At 46.3% G+C, this 26,975-nt stretch carries 27 protein-coding genes; 11 read left to right on the top strand and 16 right to left on the bottom strand.

Features of this window, described 5'->3' with window-relative positions; translation table 11 throughout:
• Positions 1-74: 74 nt before the first annotated feature.
• The 3 genes from QUA70_RS23635 to QUA70_RS23645 all read right to left on the bottom strand — a co-directional run bounded on the left by QUA70_RS23635 (position 75) and on the right by QUA70_RS23645 (position 6,299).
• On the bottom strand, positions 75-1,754 hold the full coding sequence (locus tag QUA70_RS23635; RefSeq protein ID WP_333334038.1) for an AarF/ABC1/UbiB kinase family protein: 1,680 nt from the start codon (positions 1,752-1,754) through the stop codon (positions 75-77).
• 440 nt (positions 1,755-2,194) lie between these two features.
• Complete coding sequence (locus QUA70_RS23640; RefSeq protein ID WP_333333977.1) at positions 2,195-4,417, bottom strand: ATP-binding protein; 2,223 nt, start codon at positions 4,415-4,417, stop codon at positions 2,195-2,197.
• A 1,006-nt stretch (positions 4,418-5,423) separates the two neighbouring features.
• Positions 5,424-6,299: a hypothetical protein gene (locus QUA70_RS23645; protein WP_333350331.1), complete on the bottom strand. Its 876-nt coding sequence runs from the start codon at positions 6,297-6,299 to the stop codon at positions 5,424-5,426.
• 178 nt (positions 6,300-6,477) lie between these two features.
• On the opposite strand from QUA70_RS23645, the gene QUA70_RS23650 reads away from it, so the two are divergent.
• The gene (locus QUA70_RS23650) at positions 6,478-7,026 is read left to right on the top strand and encodes a LeuD/DmdB family oxidoreductase small subunit (RefSeq protein WP_333350329.1); all 549 of its coding nucleotides are present in this window, start codon (positions 6,478-6,480) and stop codon (positions 7,024-7,026) included.
• Between the two features lie 97 nt (positions 7,027-7,123).
• Here the strand turns inward: QUA70_RS23650 and QUA70_RS23655 are convergent, their stop codons facing one another.
• Complete coding sequence (locus tag QUA70_RS23655) at positions 7,124-7,546, bottom strand: NUDIX hydrolase (protein ID WP_333350327.1); 423 nt, start codon at positions 7,544-7,546, stop codon at positions 7,124-7,126.
• 221 nt (positions 7,547-7,767) lie between these two features.
• A complete protein-coding gene (locus tag QUA70_RS23660) occupies positions 7,768-8,193 on the bottom strand; it encodes a DNA-binding protein (protein WP_333350325.1) in 426 nt (141 codons plus the stop codon).
• A 144-nt stretch (positions 8,194-8,337) separates the two neighbouring features.
• Between QUA70_RS23660 and folD the strand changes: the two genes are divergently transcribed.
• Positions 8,338-9,207 (top strand): bifunctional methylenetetrahydrofolate dehydrogenase/methenyltetrahydrofolate cyclohydrolase FolD, encoded by an 870-nt coding sequence (gene folD / locus QUA70_RS23665; protein WP_333350323.1) that lies wholly within the window; start codon positions 8,338-8,340, stop codon positions 9,205-9,207.
• Between the two features lie 92 nt (positions 9,208-9,299).
• Here the strand turns inward: folD and QUA70_RS23670 are convergent, their stop codons facing one another.
• Entirely contained in the window at positions 9,300-10,064 is a 765-nt protein-coding gene (locus QUA70_RS23670) for a methyltransferase domain-containing protein (protein ID WP_333350321.1), read from the bottom strand.
• 91 nt (positions 10,065-10,155) lie between these two features.
• Positions 10,156-10,644 (bottom strand): GNAT family N-acetyltransferase, encoded by a 489-nt coding sequence (locus tag QUA70_RS23675; protein ID WP_333350319.1) that lies wholly within the window; start codon positions 10,642-10,644, stop codon positions 10,156-10,158.
• 110 nt (positions 10,645-10,754) lie between these two features.
• Between QUA70_RS23675 and QUA70_RS23680 the strand changes: the two genes are divergently transcribed.
• The 5 genes from QUA70_RS23680 to QUA70_RS23700 all read left to right on the top strand — a co-directional run bounded on the left by QUA70_RS23680 (position 10,755) and on the right by QUA70_RS23700 (position 15,052).
• Positions 10,755-11,630 (top strand): LysR family transcriptional regulator, encoded by an 876-nt coding sequence (locus QUA70_RS23680; protein ID WP_333333992.1) that lies wholly within the window; start codon positions 10,755-10,757, stop codon positions 11,628-11,630.
• A gap of 202 nt (positions 11,631-11,832) precedes the next feature.
• The gene (gene crtE / locus QUA70_RS23685) at positions 11,833-12,759 is read left to right on the top strand and encodes a geranylgeranyl diphosphate synthase CrtE (protein ID WP_333333994.1); all 927 of its coding nucleotides are present in this window, start codon (positions 11,833-11,835) and stop codon (positions 12,757-12,759) included.
• Positions 12,760-12,773: 14 nt separating this feature from the next.
• A complete protein-coding gene (locus QUA70_RS23690; RefSeq protein ID WP_333350317.1) occupies positions 12,774-13,232 on the top strand; it encodes a divergent PAP2 family protein in 459 nt (152 codons plus the stop codon).
• A 216-nt stretch (positions 13,233-13,448) separates the two neighbouring features.
• On the top strand, positions 13,449-14,573 hold the full coding sequence (locus tag QUA70_RS23695; protein WP_333350315.1) for an AAA family ATPase: 1,125 nt from the start codon (positions 13,449-13,451) through the stop codon (positions 14,571-14,573).
• Entirely contained in the window at positions 14,570-15,052 is a 483-nt protein-coding gene (locus QUA70_RS23700; RefSeq protein ID WP_333334000.1) for a hypothetical protein, read from the top strand. The genes QUA70_RS23695 and QUA70_RS23700 overlap by 4 nt, the downstream gene beginning before the upstream one ends.
• Before the next feature lie 98 nt (positions 15,053-15,150).
• On the opposite strand, the gene QUA70_RS23705 is transcribed toward QUA70_RS23700, so the two are convergent.
• From QUA70_RS23705 to QUA70_RS23720, 4 genes are all read right to left on the bottom strand, one after another.
• Positions 15,151-15,654, bottom strand: a complete 504-nt coding sequence (locus tag QUA70_RS23705) for a YbjN domain-containing protein (protein ID WP_333334002.1) — start codon at positions 15,652-15,654, stop codon at positions 15,151-15,153.
• Between the two features lie 176 nt (positions 15,655-15,830).
• Complete coding sequence (locus QUA70_RS23710; protein ID WP_333334003.1) at positions 15,831-16,727, bottom strand: ferritin-like domain-containing protein; 897 nt, start codon at positions 16,725-16,727, stop codon at positions 15,831-15,833.
• Positions 16,728-16,876: 149 nt separating this feature from the next.
• Entirely contained in the window at positions 16,877-17,104 is a 228-nt protein-coding gene (locus tag QUA70_RS23715) for a hypothetical protein (RefSeq protein ID WP_333334005.1), read from the bottom strand.
• Positions 17,105-17,106: 2 nt separating this feature from the next.
• The gene (locus QUA70_RS23720; protein ID WP_333334007.1) at positions 17,107-17,433 is read right to left on the bottom strand and encodes a hypothetical protein; all 327 of its coding nucleotides are present in this window, start codon (positions 17,431-17,433) and stop codon (positions 17,107-17,109) included.
• A gap of 76 nt (positions 17,434-17,509) precedes the next feature.
• Here QUA70_RS23720 and QUA70_RS23725 point away from each other — a divergent pair, with 76 nt between their 5' ends.
• Positions 17,510-17,950, top strand: coding sequence for a hypothetical protein (locus tag QUA70_RS23725; protein ID WP_333350313.1), 441 nt, complete (start codon positions 17,510-17,512; stop codon positions 17,948-17,950).
• A gap of 109 nt (positions 17,951-18,059) precedes the next feature.
• Here the strand turns inward: QUA70_RS23725 and glnA are convergent, their stop codons facing one another.
• Positions 18,060-19,481, bottom strand: coding sequence for a type I glutamate--ammonia ligase (gene glnA / locus QUA70_RS23730; RefSeq protein ID WP_333350311.1), 1,422 nt, complete (start codon positions 19,479-19,481; stop codon positions 18,060-18,062).
• A 337-nt stretch (positions 19,482-19,818) separates the two neighbouring features.
• Between glnA and apcB the strand changes: the two genes are divergently transcribed.
• Positions 19,819-20,328 (top strand): allophycocyanin subunit beta, encoded by a 510-nt coding sequence (gene apcB / locus QUA70_RS23735; protein ID WP_333334012.1) that lies wholly within the window; start codon positions 19,819-19,821, stop codon positions 20,326-20,328.
• 253 nt (positions 20,329-20,581) lie between these two features.
• On the opposite strand, the gene QUA70_RS23740 is transcribed toward apcB, so the two are convergent.
• On the bottom strand, positions 20,582-20,779 hold the full coding sequence (locus QUA70_RS23740; RefSeq protein WP_333350309.1) for a hypothetical protein: 198 nt from the start codon (positions 20,777-20,779) through the stop codon (positions 20,582-20,584).
• 263 nt (positions 20,780-21,042) lie between these two features.
• Here QUA70_RS23740 and QUA70_RS23745 point away from each other — a divergent pair, with 263 nt between their 5' ends.
• Both QUA70_RS23745 and QUA70_RS23750 read left to right on the top strand, forming a co-directional pair.
• Entirely contained in the window at positions 21,043-21,885 is an 843-nt protein-coding gene (locus tag QUA70_RS23745) for a TlyA family RNA methyltransferase (RefSeq protein ID WP_333334015.1), read from the top strand.
• A gap of 143 nt (positions 21,886-22,028) precedes the next feature.
• The gene (locus QUA70_RS23750; protein ID WP_333334017.1) at positions 22,029-22,718 is read left to right on the top strand and encodes a hypothetical protein; all 690 of its coding nucleotides are present in this window, start codon (positions 22,029-22,031) and stop codon (positions 22,716-22,718) included.
• Positions 22,719-22,906: 188 nt separating this feature from the next.
• Here QUA70_RS23750 and QUA70_RS23755 read toward each other — a convergent pair whose 3' ends face one another.
• From QUA70_RS23755 to QUA70_RS23765, 3 genes are all read right to left on the bottom strand, one after another.
• The gene (locus QUA70_RS23755) at positions 22,907-23,554 is read right to left on the bottom strand and encodes a type I restriction endonuclease subunit R (RefSeq protein WP_333350307.1); all 648 of its coding nucleotides are present in this window, start codon (positions 23,552-23,554) and stop codon (positions 22,907-22,909) included.
• Positions 23,551-24,999: a GTP-binding protein gene (locus tag QUA70_RS23760; protein WP_333350306.1), complete on the bottom strand. Its 1,449-nt coding sequence runs from the start codon at positions 24,997-24,999 to the stop codon at positions 23,551-23,553. The genes QUA70_RS23755 and QUA70_RS23760 overlap by 4 nt, the downstream gene beginning before the upstream one ends.
• A 337-nt stretch (positions 25,000-25,336) precedes the next feature.
• On the bottom strand, positions 25,337-26,785 hold the full coding sequence (locus tag QUA70_RS23765) for a slr1306 family protein (RefSeq protein ID WP_333350304.1): 1,449 nt from the start codon (positions 26,783-26,785) through the stop codon (positions 25,337-25,339).
• Positions 26,786-26,975: the final 190 nt, after the last annotated feature.

A 26,975-nucleotide genomic window follows, 5' to 3' on the forward strand; every position in this document is an offset into this window, starting at 1 on the left:
TTATATTGCCGAGGAGAACTCGAATTCACTCATCTTTCTAAATGCTGTTTTCTCACTTTTTCAGCAAGCCCTATTTATCGATCGACCATTCGATCGAGCTTTTCCTTAACCAACAAATCTAACAACGAGCGCAACACAAACAAGCCACCGAATCCCGCAACCGCAAAAGCTGCGATCGCCCCCGTTTGATATCCGCCCACTAGCAGCACTGCACCCGACAAAAACACAAAACCAGTCAAACAAGCGAAAATTAGAGTTTTCAGGGCTAAGTTAATGCGTTTCAAGGCTCTTTCGCTCTCTAGATTTCGCACTCTAATTTGCAGTTCGCCCTCTTCAATTCGCTGCTCCAAACGGTTGAGATAAACTTGCGATTTGCTCGGCTGCCGTAACTTATATGTAATAAAACTTCGCGCTTGCCTTGCCAATTCTCCGATCGCATTTCCCCGCCCCTTGCTCACCGCAATACTCTTGACAAAAGGCTGAGCTGATGCTATGAAATTGTAGTCAGGGTCGAGAGTTCTAGCAATGCCGTCGAGAGTCGTCACAGACTTGACAATAAACATCATTTCTGCAGGCAAGCGAAACGGTTGCTGCTCGAACATGATGTAAAGTTCGTTCTTGATTTCATTAAAAGCTTGAAAGTCGATCGGCTTATCAATAAACTTATCCAACAGAAAAGCAATTAACCTGCGTACTGGCATCATATCCGGCATCGGCTCAACCAAGCCGATCGAAATTAAAGTATTGAGTACCTCGTCAGTATCCTTTCTCATCACAGCAAAAAAAGTCTTGACCATTTGGTCTTTAGCCAGAGACTTCACCTCAGCCATCATCCCAAAATCGTAAAAAATCAAGCTACCATCTTCTGTCACCGCCAAATTTCCCGGATGGGGGTCAGCTTGAAAAAAACCGTCAATTAACAACTGTTTTAAATAACAGCAAATTCCGAGTTGATTGAGCTTCACAATATCCACTCCAATCGCCTCTAAACTAATGCGGTCGTCCACCTTAATGCCGGGTGCGTATTCTAGAGTCAGCACTTTTTTAGTAGTGTATTGCCAGTAGACTTTCGGAACAATAACTTGAGGATATTCTCGAAAATTATGGCTAAAGCGATCGGAATTTTTACCTTCTTGCACGTAGTCAATTTCTTGATATAAAATCTTAAAAAACTCGTGATAAATAGATTCCAGGTCATATTTGCGCGTCCCAGGCAAATAGCGATCGCAAAAACGCATCACTTGGCGCACCGCCTTCACATCCAAATCAAATAAACTTTCCAAACCCGGACGCTGCACCTTTACAATCACATCTTCCCCGGTGTGCAGCCTTGCTTTGTGCACCTGTCCAAGACTCGCAGCAGCGATGGGCGACGGGTCAAAATCGCGGTACAAAGCATAAATATCCTTGCCTAACTCTGATTCTACAAGAGCGATCGCCTCTTCGGAACTAAACTGAGGAACCCGATCTTGCAACTGTTCGAGTTCCTTCACATACTCAAGTGGCAACAAATCCGCGCGAGTCGAGAGAGACTGCCCGATTTTAATAAAAGTCGGGCCTAAATTCAGCAAAGTATTGACCAACCAATGAGCGCGAATTCTTCTAATATGAGGAGAATTATTTTGCAGCAGTCCATCCCACCACAAAAAAAACATAAACTTTCCCGCCGCTGCAAAAATGTCTATTTGTCGTGCCAGTGGCGAATATTTAGAACGTTGCCAACGCAGGGTTTTAGGTGCAGCTTTTGTGAGCATAATATTGGCGATTGAATTCCATGCACCGTGACAATTTTTAGGGGACAATCCAGGACGCAGAAACCGGCTTTTACGAAAAGACGGGTTGCAGCCCTTTGAAACACTTAAAAAACTCAGTTTCTTTGGTCTATACTGCGTAATATCATCTCCGACTATACAATTATAATTAAGTTCCTAGCAAGTAATGCAAGTCCTGATTAATTAATAATAAATAGAGGACAGTCATACTCACTACAAACACGCACTAATTACGGGCAAATAACCCGACATAATATAAGTCATGGGGAAAATCAGCAATGGAGAATCGGCACTTTAGTGGGGAAACCAGACAAACAAATCAACAAGGAGGATGTGGTAGCGTTTGCCGCATCCACATCTCCCTAAAAAGGCAAGTCTTAGTTTGTTCGCTGCCAATTCACAACCACTTTTCCACCAAACTATTATTCTAGATTAGAGAGTTCCGCTGGAAATTGAGGCAGAGTCAGAGTAAAAGATGTACGCCACAACTCGTCAGCTTCTGAACTTTCCGCCGGACGGCTAGATACATCAATAGTACCATTCAAGTGCTGCACTAAAGACTTGACCAGAGCCAGGCCCAAACCCGTACCGGCGATAGCTTGGTCAGTAATGCCAGTGCCACGGCGGAACTTGTCAAAGATGTGGGGCAAATCAGCCGCAGAAATGCCGGGCCCGAAATTACAAATGCTCAGGACAATATAGCCGGCTGCCTCAGACGCCTCCAAAACTACCGCCGTTCCAGAAGCAGAGTATTTTCCAGCATTCGTCAGCAGTTCCAGGAGTACCCGATTGAGAATGTCCGGGTCGGTTTCCCAGCAAGGGGTCAACTTGGGCAAATCCACCTTCAGAGTCAATTGCTTATCCGCCCACTGTTTTTCAAAATCCCTAACTAAATCTTGAAATAAACGGTTGAGATCGATTTTGATTTGAGAAATTGGGACTTGCTGAGGCTCAAACTGCTTGAGGGCTAGCAAATCGTTAACCAGAGCAGTTTCCTTAGAACACTGCTGTTCTAGAATTTCGAGATACTTAGTCCGACTCGCTGACGGCAGTTCAGCTTGTTTGAGCATCAGAATCGCCAGCTTCATGATTGTTAAAGGGGTACGCAACTCGTGACTCAGAGTGCTGAGAAACTCGTCTTTAATCAGCTTCAATTTCCGCATTTGCTCTAGCTGATTGGCAGATTGTTCGTACAGTTTCCCCTGCACGTCCAGGCTTTGCTGCAACTGAGTGGTTCTGTCGAAGACTAGGGCTTGCAATTCCTTAAGCGTTTGAGTTTGGATAATCATCTTGCTCGCTTGAGCGCTGACTGATTCGAGAACTTCTAATTCTTCCGGGTTCCAAGTGCGCGGCTTCGAGTGCTGCAAAACCAAGAAACCCAAAACTGTTTCCTGGCAGCTACCGCCCGTGAGGGGAACCAGCAGCAAGCCGCGAATGCCTTGGAGTTTCAAAATTTCTGTGGCGACCTCTTGTTCTTTGCCGATTAATGCGCTTGCGTCAGCGAGGGCGAGGGGTTTGGGTGCGCTGTGGAATGCTTGGTGGCACAAATTAGATTCAGACAGCCAAAAAGCGGGAGAGTTATTTGGTTTTGAGTTGGGGATTTTGGATTGGGAAGTAGCAGTTTTATCCTTGTTTTTTGTTTTGGATGTTGAGCTTTTTTTTGCGGCAGCGTTTTGTGCTATTGGCTGTTTATTTGGATATTTTTTTACAACAGATTCGCAAACTAATTCGACTTTCGCTTTGGGGGTTTGATTGGGCGAGCGATTTGTAAATAGAGGGTCTGTATATTTCAATAGCAAGATTTGACCTCTATCTACTTCCAGGGTATCAACGGTATTTTCAATAACTTGCTGCAATATTCGCTCAACTTCTGAAGTTGTCTGGCTCAATGCAGCAACTGAGATGAGTAGATTTTTGTATTTAGCTTGTCGCTGTAACTGTTCATTTAAGCTGGCAATTTCTTGAGTTTTTAGAAGGTGAGAAATCGCGCTGCCGATCGCCTCCGATGCTGCTTCAAGGCGCTGGATCTCGGCTACCGACCACTCGTGAGGTTGCGACTTACCAACAATCATCATGCCATTTACAGCCCCTCCAAATCGCGCAGCCCCTGCCAAAATTGCCCGAAAAGGCAGCGCAGTCACAGGGGAATTGGGCGATGAAGCTGCTGGACTATCAAGATAGTCGGATATCGCCACTATCTCCCCGTCTACTAGGACGTTGGCCCAAGCGGGATGTTCGAGTGATATGCTAGGGGGTTTTAATCTTGGGGTTTGGGCGTGTTCCGGTGTTTGAGTGGAATCCACAGCACCGGCAACATAGGGGCGATCGCTGCTATTTTGCCAGCAAGCATTCGGATGTACTACTTTTTGGTCAACCACAGCAGTAACCAAACAGAAATCTGCCCCCCATGCAACCCCCAAAGTATTGGCTATTCGCAGCAGCAGGAGTTCTCGATCAAAGCTGGTGGCGAGAATTTGGCAAATTTGTCGCCCAAGAAGGGCAGGATCGACCTGGTACTGCATAAGACGATCCAGAAATTTTTGGACTGATACTGGCTCTGCGATTTGCGGTAAATGCAAAGTGCAAGACTCTGACGGCGATCGGTCGATCGGACTAAAGTCTTGATTTCCCTGGCAATCGATCATGGCAACCAAGCCTTTATTCTAAGATGTTTGAGCCGGCTTGCGCTGCAAATATAGAACCTATCCATAACTGTCGGCTTGACCGTTATGAGCCTGCTTTCTGTGTTTGTGCAGCTGATCGGCGGGTCGCTCGATATGTAAAAATATACCCAGATCTGACCGAGTTCTATTTTCCTGTTTTTTACCCTTCGATCTGTACGGGATGAACTTTACCATCCTTTACCGGATGATTATCAATCCCATTCCCGCTAATTTTGACGGTTATTAGTAGTATGAAGTTTTTCTAGAGACCGCTTAGTGACACCCCTCTTCTCACTGTGTGATGTTTCCTATGTGAAATACCTAGCACTGACCTTCGGTGAGCGTGTAGGCTTCGTGTCTCGTTTGCCGTTGCTCTGTTGGGTATCTCATTACTGAGACTCGTCACTGAAGACGAGCCGAGTCTTACACAGCATTTCTGGGCTTTTACACCCTTTATCCCTTCGTAGGGAACCCACGCAGAAGCCCTGTTTCCCAAGGCAAAAACTATTTTCGTACAACAAACTTGGATTGTATTTTATGGTGGGACGTGCCTTACCAACCAGCGGTCTGTTCTTTTCCCCTTTCTCTCGCAGTTGTCCGAGGCCAAGCATATTACTGCTACTGTAGCCTGTTGTTTGCAGTCGAGTGGGTGGGTCGCAACCACTTATATCTTACACGTTTTTTTTGCTAGAGAAACAGTAAATTGTCGCTCTTTTTCATAGACCTTGCTTGGCTTATATCCCGACGCTGAATTGAGTACAATTACAGCGTGGGACTTAGACAAATTAGTTAAGTTTGTGATCTTAACAAATTTTTATTTTGATACAAATCCGCCGATCGAGTAACGCCGATCGCAAAAATTCCAAATCCCAAAATTATCACTCATAACATAGTTGAGAGTTTTCGAGTTTTTGCTCAAAAACTCATTTTGCACAACACCTAGAGCCGTGCAGCTAAGTCTCTGGTTAAATTTATCCCAGTTACCTGCTTACTTATTTTGTGCTTCCTGTTGGGCTTTATCGCTATTTTGGCGGTAAAGTGCAGTCCGGTTCAGAGCCGTTGTGTAGCGGGGGTGCTTGGAGGGCACGGCGGCCATCAAATCCGAAGCTTGCTGCCACTTAGCAGCTACGACTAACCAATCCTCGCGAGATTGAGCGGTTTTGCCCTCGGTGGCTGCTTGTTCAGCGACTCGTACTGCTTGGGCAAAAGAGTCAACAGCAGAATTAACAGTCTCCTTAGAAATTTTCAAAGCAGGCTTTGCCTCCGAAGGAGGGGTAGTGGCAACTGCTTGGGTGGTGGCTTGTGTGCTGTTTGGCACTGGGGAATTAAGTCCTTTGTGGATGGCGGCCGCTGCTGCAATCAACAGCACGGTCAAGCTGATGCCGCCGACGATACCACGCTGAAATTGCCGCGGTTGCTGCATCGATCGAGGTATAGCGATTCTCGGCAAAGCCCGCTTGCCTGCCACAGCTTGGCGTTCGTGATGGGCGGTGGCTAAACGCTTGAACAAATTCGGCTTTCGGAGTTTAATTTCTTGAGACCACAAGAGTTGATTCTCCGGATCGCGGCTAATTTCTTCGAGCCACAGCAGTTGGTGTTCTCGGACAAGCCGGCTGTTGATGTTGACTCGGCGAATATTGTGGGGCGAAATGCGTTCCAAAATTTCTCGGACTCGATCGACCAAACTAGACTCTTCGAGCAGTTGGGGCGTTGCAGCTTCGCACAGCAGTTGCAGCACCCCGTCTGCAAACACAGCTCGGGCCCTGACCCCTATCTGTGCCAGTTCGTCATTAAGGATTTGAATAATCGATGCAACCGAGCCCTCGCGAGCTTGTCGAGCAATGTCATCTATTGGATTTGCCATAAAACTATCTTGACGCTTAGCAATCTGTTAATTGTTAACCCAAAGTCTCGGATCTAATTTTTACTCATACAGGTTATCACTGACACTGCCAGGTTAAAATGAACAGATGCAAATCTTGCATACCGATCCACTTAAAATTATCACCACAGCATCGAGCGAGGCTAACAGAAAATAAACTATGGGTAAAGTAATTAGCGGTCAAATTTTTGTTGTAGACGACAACATCGATACAGATCAAATTATCCCTGCCGAATACCTGACCCTGGTTCCCTCGAAGCCGGATGAGTACGAGAAACTAGGCAGTTACGCTATGATTGGGTTGCCCGATCGCTACGGTAAGTTTATCGAATCCGGTGAACAGAAAACCCGGTATCCGATTATAATAGCGGGCGAAAATTTTGGCTGCGGTTCTTCGCGGGAGCACGCTCCGATAGCTCTCGGGGCCGCCGGCGTCACAGCGGTGGTGGCTTTGTCTTACGCCCGCATTTTCTTTCGCAATTGCTCGGCTACTGGGGAATTGTACCCGATCGAATCAGTCGATCGGCTCTGCGACTTGTTTGTAACCGGTCAAGAAGTGACGATCGACTTTTCAGCAGAGGTAATTGTCAACCACACTCTCGATCGAACTTGCTCCCTCAAACCTTTAGGAGAAGTAGGGCCTGTAATCGATGCCGGAGGGTTGTTTGACTACGCGCGCCAAACGGGAATGATTGCGGCTCGCTCTTAACTGTTAAACCCCCTGTAATGTAGGGTGCACTCCCGGGCGCACCTTACGAATATCTCCCTAATCAAACCCATCCAATGTAGGGTGCGCGGAAATTTTCTCAAATCGACTCAATAAAATTCAATAAAATACGCTGGTGAGCAACGCCAAAAGGTCGCACATCTCCTGACTGCTCAGAAAAGCATTTGCCCGCCCGAATCTGCTCCGGTGTCAACAACTTCATATCCCAACCCTCAAGCAAAACTAAATCCTTGACATCCGCACTAAGTTGTGAGTGAAAAACGTGGCGAACCACATCTTTTTCGACATCGCAACAGAAAAAAGAAACACTTGCAGGAGCATAGCCAATTTCCTCTGATAATTCCCGCACTACAGCAACTTCCGGCGTTTCCCCCGGTTCCAAGTGTCCGCCAAACAAAGCCCAATGTCCAGGATACCTGATATGAGGAATATCGTCTCGCAACTGGCAGAGAAACTTGCCGTCTTGGTACAAAATCGCGATCGCAACGTGAATTTTAGTCATGTGTTAGAAAGAAGAGAGAAGGCAGAAATTGCTGTAGGAGCGGGTTCACCAACATCTGTAAAATTAACCAAAAATATAGGTAAACCCGCCCCGATCATAATATTATGGTTAATGAACTTTGAAGATAAATAAACAGATCCCAATCGCCCAATCACAACTATAAACCTTTGATTTTTATGAAATAGACTTACTTATGGAAATAAATTAGCATCTTCGTATTGTTATTTATTAACTGCTGGAGTGCGCTTTAATTGTTCCATTTCCTCAACATAAACTTCACCTAAATCCTTTCCAGCCAATTCCTTCAGAGTAATACTCTTGTAGCGGACTTCTCCCTTCAGCAACACTTCATCGCCAAGCTGGGGCAAATCTTGCTTGGTTAAAATCCAAATACTGCCAGTACCATCGTCAAGTTGATAAGCCGCATTCCCCACAAACGGAGCGCGATTTTCCACCTTTCCCCGGAGATAAACTTCAGCATCCACTTGCCGCTTTTGTTGAACGTCGCCAATGCTAGCCACATTAAAGCCAAGATTAAGTTGAGACAGAGGTAAATTGCCACAACTGAAAAAACCGCTGGCGAGGATTAGCGATAAAGAGCCGGTGCAGAATCTTTGAACCCAAACTTGCTTAATTGCAGTAGTCATTGGTCAACTGATTTGAGATGTGAGATACGACTTACTTTAACAGAATCCAAAGAATCGATCGCAAGTAAGAAATTTCTCTAGTGTAGTCCTTGACGGGGATTAAGCTAAAATCTAAAATCGTCAGCCCCTAACCCAGAGTCTACAATGGATGCCAAAACTGCTCAAATACTAGATGGCAAAGCTTTAGCCACAAAGATTCAAAGCGAGCTGAGCGATCGAGTCCGTGCCCTACAACCCCAAAAGGGGCGTCCTCCCGGACTTGCGGTGCTGATGGTAGGGGACAACCCAGCCAGCGCAGCCTATGTTCGCAATAAAGAGCGAGCCTGCGCTAAAGTTGGCATAGCTTCCTTCGGCCAGCATTACCCCGCAAACGCTACTCAAGCCGAACTAGAACTTGCAATTCGTGCACTCAACGAGGACGATCAAGTAGACGGCATTTTAGTGCAATTACCGCTACCAGAACACTTAGATGCAATTTCGCTGCTGTACCAAATTGCCCCCGACAAAGATGCTGACGGACTTCACCCTGTAAATTTAGGTCGTCTCGTGCGCGGGGAGCAAGGTTTGCGGAGTTGTACTCCCGCCGGAGTGATGCGGTTATTGCAGGAATACCAGATTGATTTAAAAGGAAAAAACGCCGTAGTTTTGGGACGGAGTATTTTGGTAGGTAAACCGATGGCGCTGATGCTGTTAGAAGCCGATTGTACTGTTACGGTAGCTCATTCGCGATCGCAAAACCTAGAATCGATTACCAATCAAGCCGATATTTTAATAGCCGCAGTCGGTCGCACAGAAATGATTACAGCTAATATGGTCAAACCGGGAGCAGTAGTAATTGATGTCGGTATTAACCGCGTCGTCAATCCAGACGGTACGAGTCGTTTGGCCGGAGATGTGGATTTTGATGCTGTTAAAACAGTAGCCGAATTTATCACGCCGGTGCCGGGAGGAATCGGGCCGATGACTGTCGCTATGCTGTTGGAAAATACCGTTTCGACCTACAGTATTAAGTAGTAATTAGTCATTATAAATACACCTAACGTAGGGTGCATCCCTGTCGAAAATTCGGGTGAAAAATCGATCGAATTTTCAGGAAGCGACGCACCCTACTGCTTGACAGCAACTACCCGAATTCGGCGATAATCTGCACTCCAATTACTATCGCGGTACAGCGCCGATCGCAAACGCTCTTCAACTGCGTTAATTACGTGCGATCGGACATCATCAGACAACCCCGACAAAAACCCGCCAGCAAACATCTCAATCCAATTTACCATACCCGCGCTGCCGCCTTCTAGGGGAGTCGGGCGATCGAACAAAACCGCATAACCCACATCAAATCCCTGCTTTTCCAAAAGCCCAGCATACTCGCCAATACTCGGAAAATACCAAGGATTAAGCGCTTCAGGCTCCTGGCAGCCAATTTCTGACAAAACACTCAAAAGCGCCCGGACGATCGCCCTCACGTTCCCCTTACCGCCAAACTCAGCCACAAAACGCCCTCCCGGCTTCAGCGCTTTTTCCACACAACTAATCACAGTATCCGGCTGTTTAATCCAGTGCAAAACCGCATTAGAAAACACAGCATCTAACGGCTCTTCTACTTTAAAACTCGTCGCATCTGCGGCAGCGAAGTTAATGTGAGGATAGTTTACTTTTGCCGTGGAAATCATCGACAAAGATGAATCAATACCTTGCACAAAAGCACCACTTTGAGCAATTTTTTCAGTTAACTGCCCCGTACCGCAGCCCAAATCCAGAATTTGTTCACCAGCCTTCGGAGCGAGTAACTCCAAAAGCGATTCGCCGTACTGCCAAACAAAAGCATGATTTTTCTCATAAAGAGCTGTATTCCAAGAATTTTGTGTCATGATAATTACCCTGAACCTTTCTTCTTTTTCTCTGTGTTCTCTGCGTCTCTGCGGTTAATAAAAAAAATCCTTCTTCACAAAACCAACCAACTTATTTGTTAGCGAGTTGGGCTATCGCACTTCCCTCGATTCGGCAAACCCTAATATTTTGCAAAAGGCGCGCTCCCTGCTTTTGGTAAAAAGCAATTCCCGGCGCATTGCCAGTATTAACAGTCCATTCCATACGCCCGCAATTTGTTGACTCAGCAATTTTTGCCAAAGACTTTAACAGTGCTGTACCGACTCCCATACCGCGAAAATGAGATTGCACAAATAAATCATCAAGCCAAAGGCAAGGCTGCGCCAAAAGACTTGAATAGGAAGCATAAAACATCGCAAACCCTACCGCTGTGTCGCCAACTTCCGCCAACAATACTCGCACTAGGGGAGACTCGACAAATAGTGTTTGCTTCAATTTGTCTGCTGTTGCTTGTAAAAGATGTGGAACTCCATCGAATTCTGATTTTTGCGAAATAAAAGCCAGAATTAGTTCCAAATCTACCAGCTCTGCTTCTCTAACTTTGATATCCAAATTAGCCATTGTTTAATTCTCAACTTCGCCTATTAATCACTGTATGAAATATCATCATCAATGTCCAATATATGTTTTGCTAACAACTTATACTTTTAAAGTATCAATCATTGGGACTTATGGAACTTCGGCATTTGCGTTATTTCATTGCAGTTGCAGAGGAACTGAATTTCACTCGTGCAGCCGAAAAACTGCATATTGCCCAACCTCCGCTGAGCCAACAAATCCAGCATTTAGAGGCAGAGTTGGGGTTTCAATTGTTTCGCCGCACCAAGCGGACGGTGCATTTAACGGCTGCGGGACAGGTTTTTTTCGAGGAGGCCGAGAAAATTCTGCAGCAAGTCGATCGAGCAATTCAACTCGGCCGACAAACCAGTCGCGGCGAACTCGGCCAACTAACGATCGGCTTTGTGAGTTCTGCAGCACACAACGTGGTTCCAGCCATTTTGCAGGCGTTTCGCACTCGGTGTCCCGCCGTCACGCTGGAACTGCACGAACTGACGACAAACGAACAGTTGCAGCGGCTGCGGTTCGGGCAAATTGATATCGGCTTCGTGCGTCCTCCGGTTGAGGAAGAGGGGATAAATTCTGAAATCGTTTTTCGAGAACCGCTGATCGTGGCACTGCCAGAAACGCATCCGGCGGCCGATCGCACACATCTTGAATTACGCGAACTCTCTACCGAACCCTTTATTTTATTTCCGCGATCCCAGGCTCCGGGATTGTACGATGCGATCGTCAGTCTTTGTCAGCAAGCAGGTTTCAGCCCTCGCGCAGCTCAAGAAGCAATTCAAATGCAAACCATTGTGAGTCTGGTAGCCGCCGAGATGGGAGTGGCGATCGTCCCGGCGTCGATGCAAAATTTCCAGCGCAGCGGGGTTGTTTACAAATCTTTACCAGAATCAACCTGCATTGTGGCGATCGCTCTAATTTGGCGCAGCGATCCAACGGCCGCGGTGCAGCGGTTTTTGGAAGTCGCCAGACAAATCAGCTGATTTGAGATTTGAGATTGTAAATTTTAGATTGACTGGTAATTTGACAAAGTTATCAAAACTCAAAGATTTTCTGTGCAACAACACCCGTAGAATGATTAATTGATGCTCGGAGTTCGAGCAACTACTGCCGTAAAAGTCGGCACGATCCGACCTGAACGGCTCACAATATCCCACATAATTATTCAGTACAAGAGAGCAAGGGATGGTATTGGCAACAGAAATGGGTTCGTCCCAACCGGAATCCTCTTTCGATTTATCTACCTATCTAGTCAAGCGAAAAGAGGCGATCGAGGAAGCTCTCGACAGTGCACTCCCGGTCATCTACCCAGAGAAAATTTACGAAGCAATGCGCTACTCGCTGCTAGCGGGGGGCAAGCGCCTGCGTCCGATCCTGTGTCTGGCTAGCTGCGAACTGGCCGGCGGCACTACATCTATGGCAATGCCCACAGCTTGCGCTTTGGAAATGATCCACACCATGTCGCTGATCCACGACGATTTGCCGGCAATGGACAATGACGACTACCGGCGCGGCAAACTGACGAACCACAAAGTCTACGGCGAGGATATCGCCATTTTGGCGGGCGATGGTTTGCTGACCTATGCTTTTGAATTTATCGCCACTAAAACTCAGAACGTACCCCCCCAGCAGGTGTTGCAGACGATCGCCCATTTAGCGCGGGCATCGGGTGCTGCTGGACTCGTAGGCGGTCAGGTGGTTGATTTGGAATCGGAAGGAAAGACAGATGTTTCTCTGGAAACTTTGAATTACATTCACGCTCACAAAACAGGCGCGCTGTTAGAGGCTTGCGTAGTTTGTGGGGCAATTCTGGCTGGGGCCTCGGGTGCAGATTTGCAGCGGCTGTCTCGTTTTGCTCAAAATATTGGGCTGGCTTTCCAGATCATTGACGACATTTTGGATATTACTGCTACCCAAGAAGAACTGGGCAAAACTGCTGGCAAGGATGTTCAAGCAGGGAAAGTCACTTATCCGAGTTTGTGGGGAATTGAGGAGTCTCGGCGCCAAGCTTCGCAGCTTGTTGCTGATGCTAAGGCTCAATTGGCAGTGTTTGGGAGCAAAGCTCTACCGCTGCTGGCGATCGCCGATTTTATTACCAGCCGCAGTAACTAGAAATACCAAACACTATGCAGGAAATTAGCAGCAGCGTCTTAAACAATCATGTACTGGTGGTTGCTTTGCTCGCTTGTCTGGCGGCTCAGATCATGAAGCTGCCGATCGAGTTGGTCAAAAATCGCAAGTTTAATCTTCAGTATTTGGTAACAACGGGGGGAATGCCCAGCGCTCACTCGTCTTTTGTGGGCGCTTTGGCTGCTGGAGTGGGGCAAACGATGGGATGGGAAAGTCCGGACTTCGCGATCGCTGCGATCTTTGCAATTATTGTCATGTACGACGCAGCAGGCGTCCGCCAAGCAGCAGGCAAGCAAGCTCGCATCCTCAACCAAATTATTGACGAGTTTTTTGAGGAAGATCACAACCTTAATGAGGCTCGCTTGAAAGAGTTGCTGGGACACACTCCTTTTCAAGTGCTTGTCGGTTTGGGGCTGGGAATCACTATTGCTTGGATCGCAGGGCCTGCATATTAAGTTTTAAGTACGGAGTAAATTTGGGGCCGTGGTGTTTTTTGACGAGTTGGAGGTAAAAGTTGGTGGCGGGGATTAATAGTTCGGCAACTCATCCGTCTCTAGCTCAGAAAAGCACCCGAACTTTTTGGAAGTTTCTGGCAATGCCTATTCCCTAATTAAGCACTTCAAAAAGTTCAAAAAGTTTTTTCACTTCCCACTCCTTGGAATTGTTTTGCTATGCTCCAAAGACTATATGTACACAACTTCAGATGCCTAGAAAACTTTGAACTGCCCATAAAGGGGATGCCATCTGCTCTCTTGATTGGAAAAAATGGTGCAGGTAAATCAACTACTGCCTCTGCATTAGAAGTCCTTCAAAAGATTTGTCGAGGCATCAATAGAATGCGCGACCTTGAAAAACTTAACCTTATTAGCTCGAAAGATTTCGCTCGTGGAAGGTCTGATGTTCCGATCCGGTTTGAAATAGAAGTAATACTCGAAGATAAATTATACAAATATGTCCTTGCCTTAGATTTACCAGAAAAATTTAGAGAGCTTCGAGTTTTTGAAGAGCAACTGCTAGTTGCAGGAGATCCAATTTACTCTCGAAAAGAAGCCCAAGTCACTCTTCACACCACCTCCCCAAATCGTGAAGCTCAGTTTCGGGTAGATTGGCATCTTGTTGCCCTGCCAGTAATTCAGGAGCAATCTGAGACTGATCCGCTTCATATTTTCAAGACTTGGCTGGCTCGCACGATCATTTTAGCCCCGATTCCCAGCTTGATGACTGGAGACTCAAACGGTGAAACTTTGGAGCCAAAGCGAGATGGTTCAAACTTTGGGGAGTGGGTTTCCGGCTTACTGAGTCGCTATCCTGCTGCCTACACACAGGTTGATAAATATCTCCGAGAAGTCATGCCTGACATTCAGGATTTTCTGAATGAACTAATCGGCAAAGACTCGAAAAGCATGATGGTTCGGTTTGAAGCAAATAATGCGAATCTGAGTATTGAATTTAATGACTTATCTGACGGGGAGAAATGCTTTTTTCTTTGCGCTGTTGTCTTGGCTGCAAACAAATTTTATGGCCCCCTTTTTTGCTTCTGGGACGAGCCAGATAACTATCTATCCTTATCGGAGGTTGGACATTTTGTAATGTCTCTGCGACGCTCATTTAAAAATAGCGGTCAAATCTTAGTGACATCGCATAATCCTGAAGCAATCCGCAAGTTTTCAAATGAAAATACCTTTGTATTAGATCGCAAAAGCCACTTAGAGCCCACTTTAGTCAGACCGCTGAGTGAGGTGTCTGTGAAAGGCGACCTGATAAATGCCTTGATTGGTGGCGACATAGAGCTATGAGTAATAAGTATCAACCGCACATTCATGTGTTGGCGGAAGATGATGCTAATCGCCAGATTGTCAACGGATTTCTTCTGGGGCCAAACCTGAATAACCGTGCTGTTAAAGTCCTGCCACCTGCTGGTGGTTGGAAAAAAGCTGTGGAGGAATTCACGAATAAGTCTGCATCTGAAATGCGACAATTACCACAAAGAATGATGGTTTTGCTCATTGATTTCGATGATGATCAAAATCGGTTGAGTTATGTAGAAAGTCATATTCCCGACGATCTAAAAGCCAGAGTATTCGTGCTGGGAGTGCTATCTGAACCAGAGAATCTAAGGACAGACATCAAAAAGACTTTTGAGGAGATTGGAGAAGCTCTTGCAAAAGATTGTTCTGACAACACAAATGAGTTATGGGAACATCATCTTCTCCAACACAACAAAGGAGAATTAGATCGTATGGCTTCATCTGTAAAACCATTTCTCTTTAAATAAATAGACGCAAAACTCGCGCACGCTACTTAAATGTCAGGTGCGCGACGGCCAATAATTTAGCGGAGTGCGGCTCGCTCAAAAGTCGCGCACCCTAATGACTACTGACCGAATTCTGCTTGCAGCAGGTCATCGTTGTCATCGGCGATCGTGGCGACAATAGTGATAGCACGAGAAATTTCCCCGGTCGAGATTTCCGCCATCGTCCGAGTCGATACTACGGCAACTTGATTATCAACAATAGCAAAATGAGATTCCAAAGTAGACAGCCAATTCATTTCTAGAAGTTTCCGCATTAATTGAGCTTCATTCTTCGCTGGCAACTGCAGTACAAAAGCCCAAACAGTCAAAGTATCATCTTCGGTTTCGCCCGTGAGTTGCACGAACACTTCGACACTGCCGTACTTAAACTTCCAAAGATGTCCGCCAGCTTCACTTTGACCGACCATCACTTTTTGGTCTACAGCCATGCTGGCGATGACAGTTTCAATTTCTTCTGCATAGGTGACGGCTGTGGCTTTTTCGACCTGGGCATCGGCGATCGCGCTTTCACTCGATAGGCTTTCTGCAGAAGCTGTTTGTATGTTCGGCTCGCTGGTAGTCATGATTATATTTAGACGGAAAACTATTCCAATAATCAGTTTACTTGCTAAAGCTTAAAATTATGACTTTAAATAACTGGTTCCCAGGCTAGGCCTGGGAACCAGTATATCTCGCTTGTTTGCGGAGGCAGACGCAAGTTTGACTTGCAGAGCCGTTTCAACCAGGTTCGCGATCGTTTTTAAGCCTTGGGCTTAGTCGCCGCCGGCTTCTTCTCAATGGTATTCAAGCCGTTGAGGAACATGGGCACCAATTTCTCCACAAATGCCTGCGGGTCGCGGTTCCAGGCCCGCTGAGCTACATCGACTCTGGTCATTTGCAGATCCGGGGCCAGCAGGCTTGCGGGCAAGCGTTCCATCAGGTATTGCGGGCGTTCCCACATCGGCATGGTGTTGGCAATATCCACCAGGCGGGTGACGCGGCGGAGTTCTGCCCCCAACATGATATCCATTCCCGATTCAAAAGCTGCTTGTTCGATCGCCACATACTTGCGCTTTGCCTGTTCCACCTTCTGGCGGTGTTCCGGGCTTTTGGCAGCTATGGAGCCGAGCCAGCGGTTGCCCCAGCGGACGTGACCAGCTTCTTCGGGAAAAATCTTTTCGATTGTTTCGCGGATTTTGACGTTTTCTGCGGTTTGGGGAGCCTGTTTGAGGGCGTGGATGTGCGCTGAGAAGTATTCGCAGCCCCGCTTTTCGGTGACATTGATTGCGGCTAAAACTGCAATTATACCGTCATCGAGGTTGCGGTATTGCTCTTTGTTGAGCAGGCGGTCAAATTCGTCAATGTAGGAGATTCCCGGCGGCGTTCCCACATTTTGGCCCAAGTCTACCAGTAAGTCGGTGAGCCACATAGCGTGCCGCGCTTCGTCGGAAATGTGCCGGGAAAGGTCGCGCACGAGTTCTGCCGGGTTCCCGTCGAGCCGTTCGATCACGTCTGTGAGGTCTTTGCAACTGCGCTGTTCGCTGTAGCGGTAGCGGTTGAGGGTGATCAGGTGAATTTCGCGATCGCGCACTACATTAGCTAAAATTTCGCGCGCTCCCATTGCGTTGCGAAGCTTGCGGGGATAGGCAACAGTCATGCTTTTATGTTGTTTTGTAAAGATACTTATATAAGTGTAACGCAGTTTTTCGGCTTCCTAATTCAGGAAGCAAGTTAGAATTTTGTTGTCAATAACCTATTCCCAATGCCATATTCCCTATTCCCGATGCCCTATTCCCAAAGTTGATATCAACTCTCAGTTGATTCTGAAACCAGATCCTCCGAAGCCGACTCTTCTTGAAATTTTCGTGCCTCCTCCACTTCCAGTCTAGCCAGCGTACTCGCGGCATCCGCCAACTGCAAAGCCAGATTCATTCGACCAACTGGGTTTTTCTCCTTCCAAAGGTCTTTTGCCAAGAAATTTACTCGATAGCGGAACATTTTAATTGACTGCGATGGAATAACTTTAGCTGTCATGGTTATAGTCTCTTTTCAACAGTAGCTAGAATGCGAAGCAGTAACCGTTCGGGTTCTAGATAGATAAATGTCAGTATGATTACTTGATCTTCATTGCCGATCGTGACAACCCAGGTAGCAGAGCGCGGTTCAACCCGTTCGTGCCTAACTATTACAGTATATTGTCCTGCTGCCAAGTCATCAAATCCCGCATCTGCCTCCATCAAGGAAACTGTTTCCTCGACTAGAACCCGTCCGTCCCGAGTCAGTAAAGTAATGAAGGCAATGCCGTCAACTGAAGTCATGGCGACGTTATTTTGATTGCGGATCATCACAAAAATATCGGACATCGTTTGGTAATTTCTAATTGCTAATTGCTACTTTATACTGAGAGCAGAATCTCACAAACAAAGGAGCATAAATACGGTGAATCATTTCAAGCTTTTGCTAATTTTGACTATTAGTGCAGCGGTTCTCGGTTTGGGAAAAAGTGGGGCGCTAGCTGCTGTCTTGAATATCTCTGAGACAGAGCCTGGTTTGAAGCTTCACGGCGTGCGGGTTGCTCAAAGGGACGATCGCAATTTAACCAACTCAAAAGGTACATTAAAAGAAGGTAGTGCCATCTCTATCGATCCTGATGAAGTTACGGGCATACCAAAAGCTGAGGCGCGACAGCGTTTCATTTTGAATAAGATATATCGGGTTCAAGAAGGCACTACCGCTGATGATTTGTTTATTGTTGATGAGAAAGCAACTAAATGGGCTGTAGAGGATGTCTCTGAGGCTACAATGGGCCCTACTACTAACAGCGTTGCCCAGATAGTGTCGGGTAACGGGAGAGTCTGGGCGTTGATCCAGAAGTTCTAAACTTCAAAAAAACGCCGCTTTTAAGGGCGGCGTTCTTAATAATTAAAAATCAAAGGTTAAAAATGGTATAATTACCAGTTTTAACTTTTAATTTTTAATTATTAATTTTCTAACAGTCGTAGTAGAGAGCAAACTCGTAGGGGTGAGGACGCAGCCGCATTGGGTTGACTTCATTGTCGAGTTTGTAGGAAATCCAGGTTTGGATGAAGTCTTCGGTAAATACGCCTGTTTCAGTTAAGAAACTGTGGTCTTTTTCTAAAGCTTCTAAAGCGCCTTCCAAGGAACCGGGAGTTGAAGGAATTTTGCTCAATTCTTCAGGGGAAAGGTCGTAGATATCTACGTCCAAAGGTTCGCCCGGATCGATTTGATTCTTGATGCCGTCAATGCCGGCGCACAGCATGGCTGCAAATGCTAAATAGGGGTTGGATGTGGCATCGGGACAGCGGAATTCTAACCGCTTGGCTTTGGGGTTGGTTCCAGACAACGGAATCCGCACTGATGCCGATCGATTTCCTTGAGAGTAAGCTAAGTTTACAGGCGCTTCAAAGCCCGGAACTAAACGCTTGTAGGAATTGGTCGTGGGGTTGGTGATTGCCAAAAGTGCCGGTGCGTGCTTGAGAATGCCGCCGATGTAATGCAGTCCCATTTGACTGAAACCTGCATATTGATCGCCTGCAAATAGAGGTTGGCCGTCTTTCCAAATCGACTGGTGAACGTGCATCCCTGAACCGTTGTCGTTAAACAGCGGTTTGGGCATGAAGGTGATGGTTTTGCCGTATTTTTTGCCGACGTTTTTGATGACGTATTTGTAAGTCAGCAAGTAGTCGGCGGCTTGTACTAAAGTTGCAAAGCGGAAACCGAGTTCGCATTGACCGCCGGTGGCGACTTCGTGGTGGTGTTTTTCGATGGGTACGCCGCATTTTGCCATTGTCAGCAGCATTTCCGTTCTCATGTCTTGAGAGGTATCGGTTGGTGCTACTGGGAAATAACCTTCTTTGTAACGCGGTTTGTAGCCGAGGTTGCCGCCTGCTTCTTCTTTGCCGGAATTCCAGCGACCTTCGATCGAATCTACGTAATAGTAGCCGGAATTTTGGGTTTGGTCGAAGCGAACGTCGTCAAAAATAAAGAATTCTGCTTCCGGGCCAAAGAATGCTGTATCGCCGAGACCGGTCGAAAGCAAGTAGTCTATGGCTTTTTGGGCAATGGTGCGGGGACAGCGACTGTACGGTTCGCCCGTGCGGGGTTCTTTGATGCTGCAAATGAAGCTGATGGTCGGTTCTGCCATGAACGGGTCCATCCAAGCGGTGGTCGGATCGATGACCATCGTCATGTCAGATTCGTTGATGGCTTTCCAGCCCCTAATGCTGGAACCGTCGAAGGGTACGCCGTCTGTGAATGAGGTTTCGTCGATTTGGTCGTGGAACAGGGAAAGGTGCTGCCAGATCCCCGGCATATCGATGAACTTTAGGTCAACGATCTGGATTTTATTTTCTTTTATGTAATTTAAGGCTTCTTGGGGCGTCTGGAACATGACTTACTCCTCATATTGGTTGTGTCTTAGCGATCGGCCGATTTCAGACTGTTTGGGCGATCGTAGGCCTTCAGTATCCACTATTTTGTATCTATGGCTACAAAATTTTGAAATAGGGGCCCAGTGTGGCCGGGCAGTTTGAGATTCTTGCCCTGTGGATTTTTCGGCTGAAGATACAAGGCAAACGGGTGAATTTTACGACCGTTTGCCGGGGATAGACTACAGAGATTGAAAATCCCATCTCAAATCTTAATCAAACGCCGATTTGTAGTAGTCTACAATAGGCGGTCTGTCTCAGATAGCAAAGTATTGATAAAGATTTTTGGGAGAGAAACTTATGCGCGATGCAGTGACGAGCCTGATTGAAAATTATGATGTTGCTGGTAGGTATTTAGACCGGGATGGTATCGATCGGTTGAGATCTTATTTTGCAACGGGCACGGCACGGGTACAGGCGGCGGCTGCGATTAACAGCAATGCTGCGGCAATTGTCAAGCAAGCTGGTATCCAGCTATTTGCTGAACAGCCGGAACTGATCCGTCCCGGGGGAAATGCCTACACGACTCGTCGCTACGCGGCTTGTCTGCGGGATATGGACTACTACTTGCGCTATGCTACTTACGCCCTGGTGGCTGGAAGTACCGACGTGCTGGACGAGCGCGTGCTGCAAGGTTTGCGAGAAACTTACAATTCTCTAAGCGTTCCCATTGGCCCGACGGTGATGGGGATTAGCATTATGAAGGAGATGGTTAAGGCTCAGGTGCAAGCTGCTGGCTTGTCTGTGGGGCCTTTTTTGGATCAGCCTTTTGATTACATGATTCGCGAATTGAGCGAACAAGATATTTAAGTCAATTTGGTAGTTCTTTTAGCAGCAAATTGCACTTGTGGCTGGCAGTTAGCAGCAGTTATATCGATCGCTTTTTTTGGCATCACCGCCTCCAAGCGATCTTTTTTTATGGGTTATACCCTTTTAGATTAAAGATTTTAGATTAAAATTTTTAATTTAAAATTTTTAATTTAAAAATTTGAATAATTGGGAATGACTGATGAATTAACGGTTTGGAGCTTCCCTATAATTGCATTCTTGTTTGAAACTGGTGTTAAAAATCGTCAACACATCCCCAGACGAGGCATTTGTCTAGGGGATTTTTGGTTTGATGCAAATCGACTTGTTCGGCGGTTGTTGCTTCTACTTCGCCGTTGGGGTAAAGAATGTGGATGATGTCACCGCTGACGAAGGCGAGGGGATTTTCTTGACAATTGCCCGCATTTCTGATAGGAAAGTTAAGTGTTTTCATGCTTGATCGCCCTGACGGTATTTGTAGCGCTTTTAGCTGCATATAAATCATCCGCTAGTCACAAAAATTATTGTGTGATTCTATGAATGTTTATCTGTGATCCAACTACACACTCAGAGCGATCTCAGTCACATAATGTGAGGTGGGGCGATCGCCCCGCGACAATCGCAAAACCAAAATAATCGCCAAAAATTAGCAGTCGGGCTTGTGCGTAAGTGCTAATCTGGTACTGTTCTTAACCCTATCCGTACAGATTAAAAACCTTGGCTAAACAGCGACTAGACACTTTATTGGTCAGCCTAGATTTGTGCAGTTCCAGACAGCAAGCTCAGGCCTTGATTCGGACTGGGAAAGTCTCCATCAACCAACAGGTAGTTGACAAACCGGGCACTGAGGTGGATATTGCAGCAAAAATTCAGATTAAAGAGCGATCGCGCTATGTTTCCAGAGGCGGCGACAAATTAGCCAAAGCTTTAGAAGTTTTTGCGATTCCCGTTGCAGGCAGAATTTGTCTCGACGGCGGCATCTCCACAGGGGGTTTTACCGACTGTCTGCTGCAAGCCGGCGCCGCGCTAGTGTATGGCGTAGATGTTGGCTACGGTCAAGCAGATTGGGGCTTGCGTAACGATCCGAGGGTAATTTTGAAAGAACGCACCAATTTGCGGTACATGACTGCTACGGAGCTTTACGGCGACTCTGCGCCAGCAGATTTGGCGGTAGTAGATGTGTCGTTTATTTCCCTGGATAAGATTTTACCGGCGCTGTGGGAATTGTTGGTACCACCGCGAGAAGCGGTGTTGTTGGTAAAGCCGCAGTTTGAGGTAGGGCGCGAGAGAGTCGGGAAAAAAGGCGTAGTGCGAGACTCAGCAACTCAAGCTGATGCGATTTTTCAAGTGTGGAAGGCAGCCACAGCTTTAGGATGGCACGAACGCGGTTTAACGTGGTCGCCTTTACTTGGCCCGGCCGGTAATATCGAGTATCTTTTATGGTTGGGGATCGATCGCGAACTGGAATCAGACCAGAGGGCGATCGAAGAGGATGTTGTGAAGGAACGGATCGCACAAGTCACCAAAGCGGCGGCGCGGGAACTTGTCGATCGATTATAGATTGTAGATTTTAGATTTTAGATTGATTTCTATATCTCAAGCTAATCAATTTTAAAAGTCTAATTTGGAACTTCAGATTAATCTAAAATTTCAAGTTGTTTTGTCAATCGGACTCCTCAACTTTCACAAGAGTGAATAATTCCATGCAATCATTCAAACAAGCCGGCTCAATTTTACTGTACGTTCTAGGTGGCATCGGGTATGTAGCAATTGTAGCTACTATTGTAGGCGTTTCAATTCTCATCAAGTGGGCCGCTCTGCTACTAGCAGACAAATTATTATATACAATTCTGATTATCGGCGATTTGTTGAGGGGTATCGAAATTATTGAACTATTAAATATATTGGTATTTGCGTTTATTGGTATGGGAGTGGGTGTGGCGACAAGGCTTCTACACCCTAAATACGGTCGCAAAATTAGTGCTGCTTTGTTAATAGTTATAGTTCCCTTAGTTTTCATGATTACGCCAGCCATTCGATATAATTCTTGGCTGGACAAAGTGGAAGAATCGGATAAATTATCGCCTCCCCAAACTGCTACCTTAACTAACTCATTTTTGAATAGAAAAGTAGGATTGCCTGGTTTTATCGGTTATTACGTATATACTGGTCAGTTTCCGGTTATTCCGACGAAACAATCGGAGATGAAAGACCTCGACAGTTTTGAAAAAAAAGTTAATTCCAGATTTGTACAGTTCACAGGTATTGCTCCGACTATTGTTTCTTGGTCAATGCGGGTTTGTTTTTGGCTGATTAGAATATTTTACTTTTCTATAGCGGTTATTGCAACGATTGCTCATTTTAGGGAAGGTGTGAGAATCGCCAGACGGTAATACGATTTTCGATTTTCGATTAAAGAATTGGGAATCACTGATGAAAATCGTGGTTGGGAACACGGGCATAAAGTTGCATTATTTTTTGACAATTGTATAAGAATAAAAGCAGTAGGGTGCGTCAGATTCTAGCTCTTCGATTATTAAGAAGTAACCCTCTGCTGACGCACCCTAGTCAACTGCGATTTTTAGGGCTGAACAATCAGTTGACCAATTTTTATCAAGACTTGAAGAACCGTATAAAGTTCGTTCATTAGAGGAACAGGTGAAAATATTCTTGATAAGTCATATTTAGGCGGATTCTGAAAGTCTAGCTTGACGAATACAATTTCACTGCCATTTGTCATCGCAGCAAAACTCGGTCTATCCTTGCGGGGATTGGCGGTCATGTATGCTAGTGTTTGGGGAAGTGCAGACATTACTGAAATGGTGGTGCGCATCGACTCTAAGAGTGTCACCCACAACTGATTTTGCATCACTAAAACATCAATCCGTCCCTTGAGAGTTTCTACTTCATCCTCCTCGTCATCTAAAACAATTTGTACAGATTTTTCAGCCATCATTTTAAACGGTGGATCGTAAAAACCCGCTCGTTCCAATAGAGGCGAACCCATGATTAGCGTAACGGTTCCTTCTGTAAGGCTTCCATCATTTAAATGATAAAGATATCGCCGCCGAATTAAATTGAGAGCGGCTTTATCGACTTCTGTAATTTCGGGTAAATCTGCATACCATTCTGGGAAAAATCCCTCGGATTCAGTTCGCGTAAGATTGAATCGAGATTCAACATCTGCTAAAGTTTGAATAATTTCAGTAATAGCTGTTGTTTGTGTCATATTTTAAACTCTTGCTGCAAGCGATCGATAATTGTATTACGCTCGATGGTGGCGAGAATTTCTTGAATTACCGTATCTTGTCCCAGGGGGCCCCAGGTGCAGCCTTTTTCTAAATAAACTTGGGCGGCGCGACCGACAGCGTAGGTTCCGTAAGCTGCTAAACTAGCTTGAGTGACAGCAACTCCCGCAAAAGTAGAAAAGCCGATGTGCGGGGCCGCTGCGGCCGCAGTTTTGCCAAATCCCAAGAGAAAACTGCTGCCCAATTCTCCCAAAAGTACGCCACCAGCGCTGGAGAAAATAGTTTGCCAAAGTTTCCCCGCTTCGTAACCAGTCATGGGTAAGCCGTAAAGTCTGGATAAAGAGCGAATTAAGGCTAAATCTGCGACAGTTGCGCCCATTACATCTAAGAATGCCACGGGATTTAAACCCACAGCCAAAGCTTTATATTTTGCAAATTGCCAGATTAAATCTTCGGCTTCTGCTTGTCGCAATTTGAGAACTTGACGGGCAATATTTGCTTCGGCATCTCTAGCTTCAACTAAAGCATTTAGAGCGAGGAGCGATCGACCTTCTCTGTTAAGAATTGTGAGAATTTTATGTTTGAGTTCGTCTATCTGCGCGGGCGGCGACTCCCATTCGTTAGTTACTCTTCCGTCGGACCATTCCACCCGCACTTGCACCGGCGCGGGTTCGGCGGCTACCATGACTATTTCTAAAGATTTGGCAGTTTTAAGCGGCGATTGTGCTGTAGATTTATCGGAGGAGTTGTTTGGGCGATCGGACATTTCGGGATCTGTTTCCTCTGTTACCGTAGCGGCTGCTAACTGTTCTGAATTTCCCAGCGCTTGCAAACTTTGGTAAATAGCTTTTCTGTCTAATTCTGGATAAAGGTCAATTTTATTAAAAACTAAAATCAGCGGTTTTTGAGCTGTTTGCAATTCGCACAGTGCTTGATATTCCGTCCGGGTGATATCGCCTGCAACGACAAACAGAATTAAGTCTGCTTGGCGAGTTACTTGTTTCGCCATTTCGCCGCGCACTTCGCCGCCAACCTCGTCAAGTCCGGGAGTATCAATTAATTCTACTTGGATTTTTTCTTTGTCTTCTGTGGTGGGAAGATAAGGAATCGTCCAACGCACGGAACGCGGCCACTGAGTCACGCCGTTGAGAGGGCCTGTTTGCAGAATTTTTTGACCTAAAAGCGCGTTTAATACGGCTGATTTGCCACGGCTGACTAGGCCAAAAGTAGCAATGCGAATGACGTTGTAGTCGAGTTTTTCTGAGGTGGAAGTTAAGATATCTAACTGCTTTTGCAGCGTTGCTTCTAATTCTGTATTATTCGAGTTTTTTTTGCCTTGGCGCAGGTGGGAATAGCGCGCCAGGGATTCGCGCAAACTGGCACGGGCTAGGGATAAGCGATTTTCTTGAGGGGAATTGTCAGCCATTGGCGATCGGCTTTTTTAAGCAGGTATAATTTAGCGTTGAATTATAAATCCTATTTCTTATTTTAATACAATTTTTTATAAATTTATAACTTTTTATTTGGGAATTAGGTAGGGATACGGCACTGCCGTGTCCTGATGGATATTTTGGGCTAGCGACGGGATTTAATATCAGATATCCTAGGCGATCGACCAAATTTAATATCGGATGCTGGACTAATTTTAATGGGCCGCTGAATTAACGGTTTCTTAATCGGCTGGGGCTAGGACACGGCACTGCCGTGTCCCTACGGATATCATGGGCGATCGACCGAATTTAACATCAGATGCTGGACTACTTCTAATTGACCGCCGACTTAACGGTTTCGGGCCCAGATACCTGAGATGAAAGGCGACTCGCCACTTGGTTGACGAAAGATTGCAAGAAGGAAACTTGCTGATTTTGGGTAAATACTGCTTGCAAAGTTTTAGTCAAGTGGTCGAGATTGAAAATGCCTTTGGCAGCATTTTCCAATTCTTGACTTTGGAAATATTCAATTAAACTCAGTCCTGCTATTCTGGTAAAATAGGCTGCACTAATTCCCTGCACCGCGCCTCCGGCTACATAGGTGACGGCATTGCTTTTCAGCAATCCAGTAATAGTTTGGGTAGACAGTTCTACTAATCCCAATTTGAACATTTGATTAGCCAAAGTACCCGCTACTGTCTTAGCTTGGTCTAAGGAAAACTGTTGTTGGTAGATAGCGCCGAGATCGATTACGAGTTGGGTACTGATGGCGGTTGTTGCTAGCAAGTCTAAAGCCGGAACCGGATTAGCAAACACGGTGGCGGCGGCGATGTACTGATATTGTTCGATAATCGGAATTGCCCGATCGCGCCTGACTGCATTTAAGAAGGTTTTCGCCTCTAACTTGATACTTGCAGCCTCGCGCACTGCACTCGCCCAGACCAACTGTTGCCGTTCTTCCGTTAAGATTTTAGTCAATCTTTCCGTCAGCGCGTCGAGTTGAGAGACTTGATTTTCGATCCGTTCTTTAAATGTGCCGTCCGCTTGGTGCTGGCGCACTTTAATAGAATTGGGAGAAGCTGCGATCGCAATTATATCTTCGGTTCCCAATATTCCTTGCATTTTCTGCTGCAAAGAGTGCAAAACCTGCGACTGCTGTTCTGGCAAATATTGGTCTAGTTTGTTCCAGACTAGCAGCACGCGCTGACCTGCGGCAGCTAGCTGAGATAATGTTTGAAATTCGGAATCTGTGATGTCGCCCGCTGTCACAAACAGCACTAAATCACCGCCGATTTTGGCATCGGCATTTGTATTAGCAAACAGCGGTGATGTGTCTTGTAAACTAAGCTTTTGCGGGTGTTGAGATGCCCAATTAGAATTTAAAACTTGAATTAAGGCAGTTTTGCCCACAGCTTTGCCGCCAGTTACGGTAATCCGCAAATCTTGTCTGTCTAATTCAGCTCTGAGCCGATCGAGCTTTGCTGTTAGATTAGCAGGATCGGCGGAGTTTTGAGCTTCTGAAGCCAGCAATTTAATGGCGGCTTCGGAAGTCGCGATCGCTTTTTCGGCTGCTTCCCGGTTCGCCAAGGGTTCCGGGAGTGCGAGTTCGAGTTTGGGGGATTGTTGTTTCCACCACCAATACCCCGCACCGGCAGCCGCCAAGCCGATGAGTGCCGTTTCGCCCATTTCTGAACCCGAATGCTGTAGAGTTTCCAGCAGCCACAGCGCTGCTGAAAGTCCTATTCCGCCTATTAAAATCGGTCGCCGCAAGTTAAGTGTCATTTTTTCCTTCCTGTGGGTATTGTCACCAAGCTTAACCTTCGCGGGCTTGGCCTCCCTCCCTATCTCCATCGTACCTCTGCGGCATCCAAACTGGCAGGCGGGCGATCCGACTTGGGAGCATCCCACTTTGGCGATCAGTATAAATACTCAGGCAATTGTCTGGCTAAGCTGATGGCATAATAGAAAGCAG

It is taken from the genome of Microcoleus sp. LAD1_D5, assembly GCF_036702115.1.
GTDB lineage: Bacteria > Cyanobacteriota > Cyanobacteriia > Cyanobacteriales > Microcoleaceae > Microcoleus.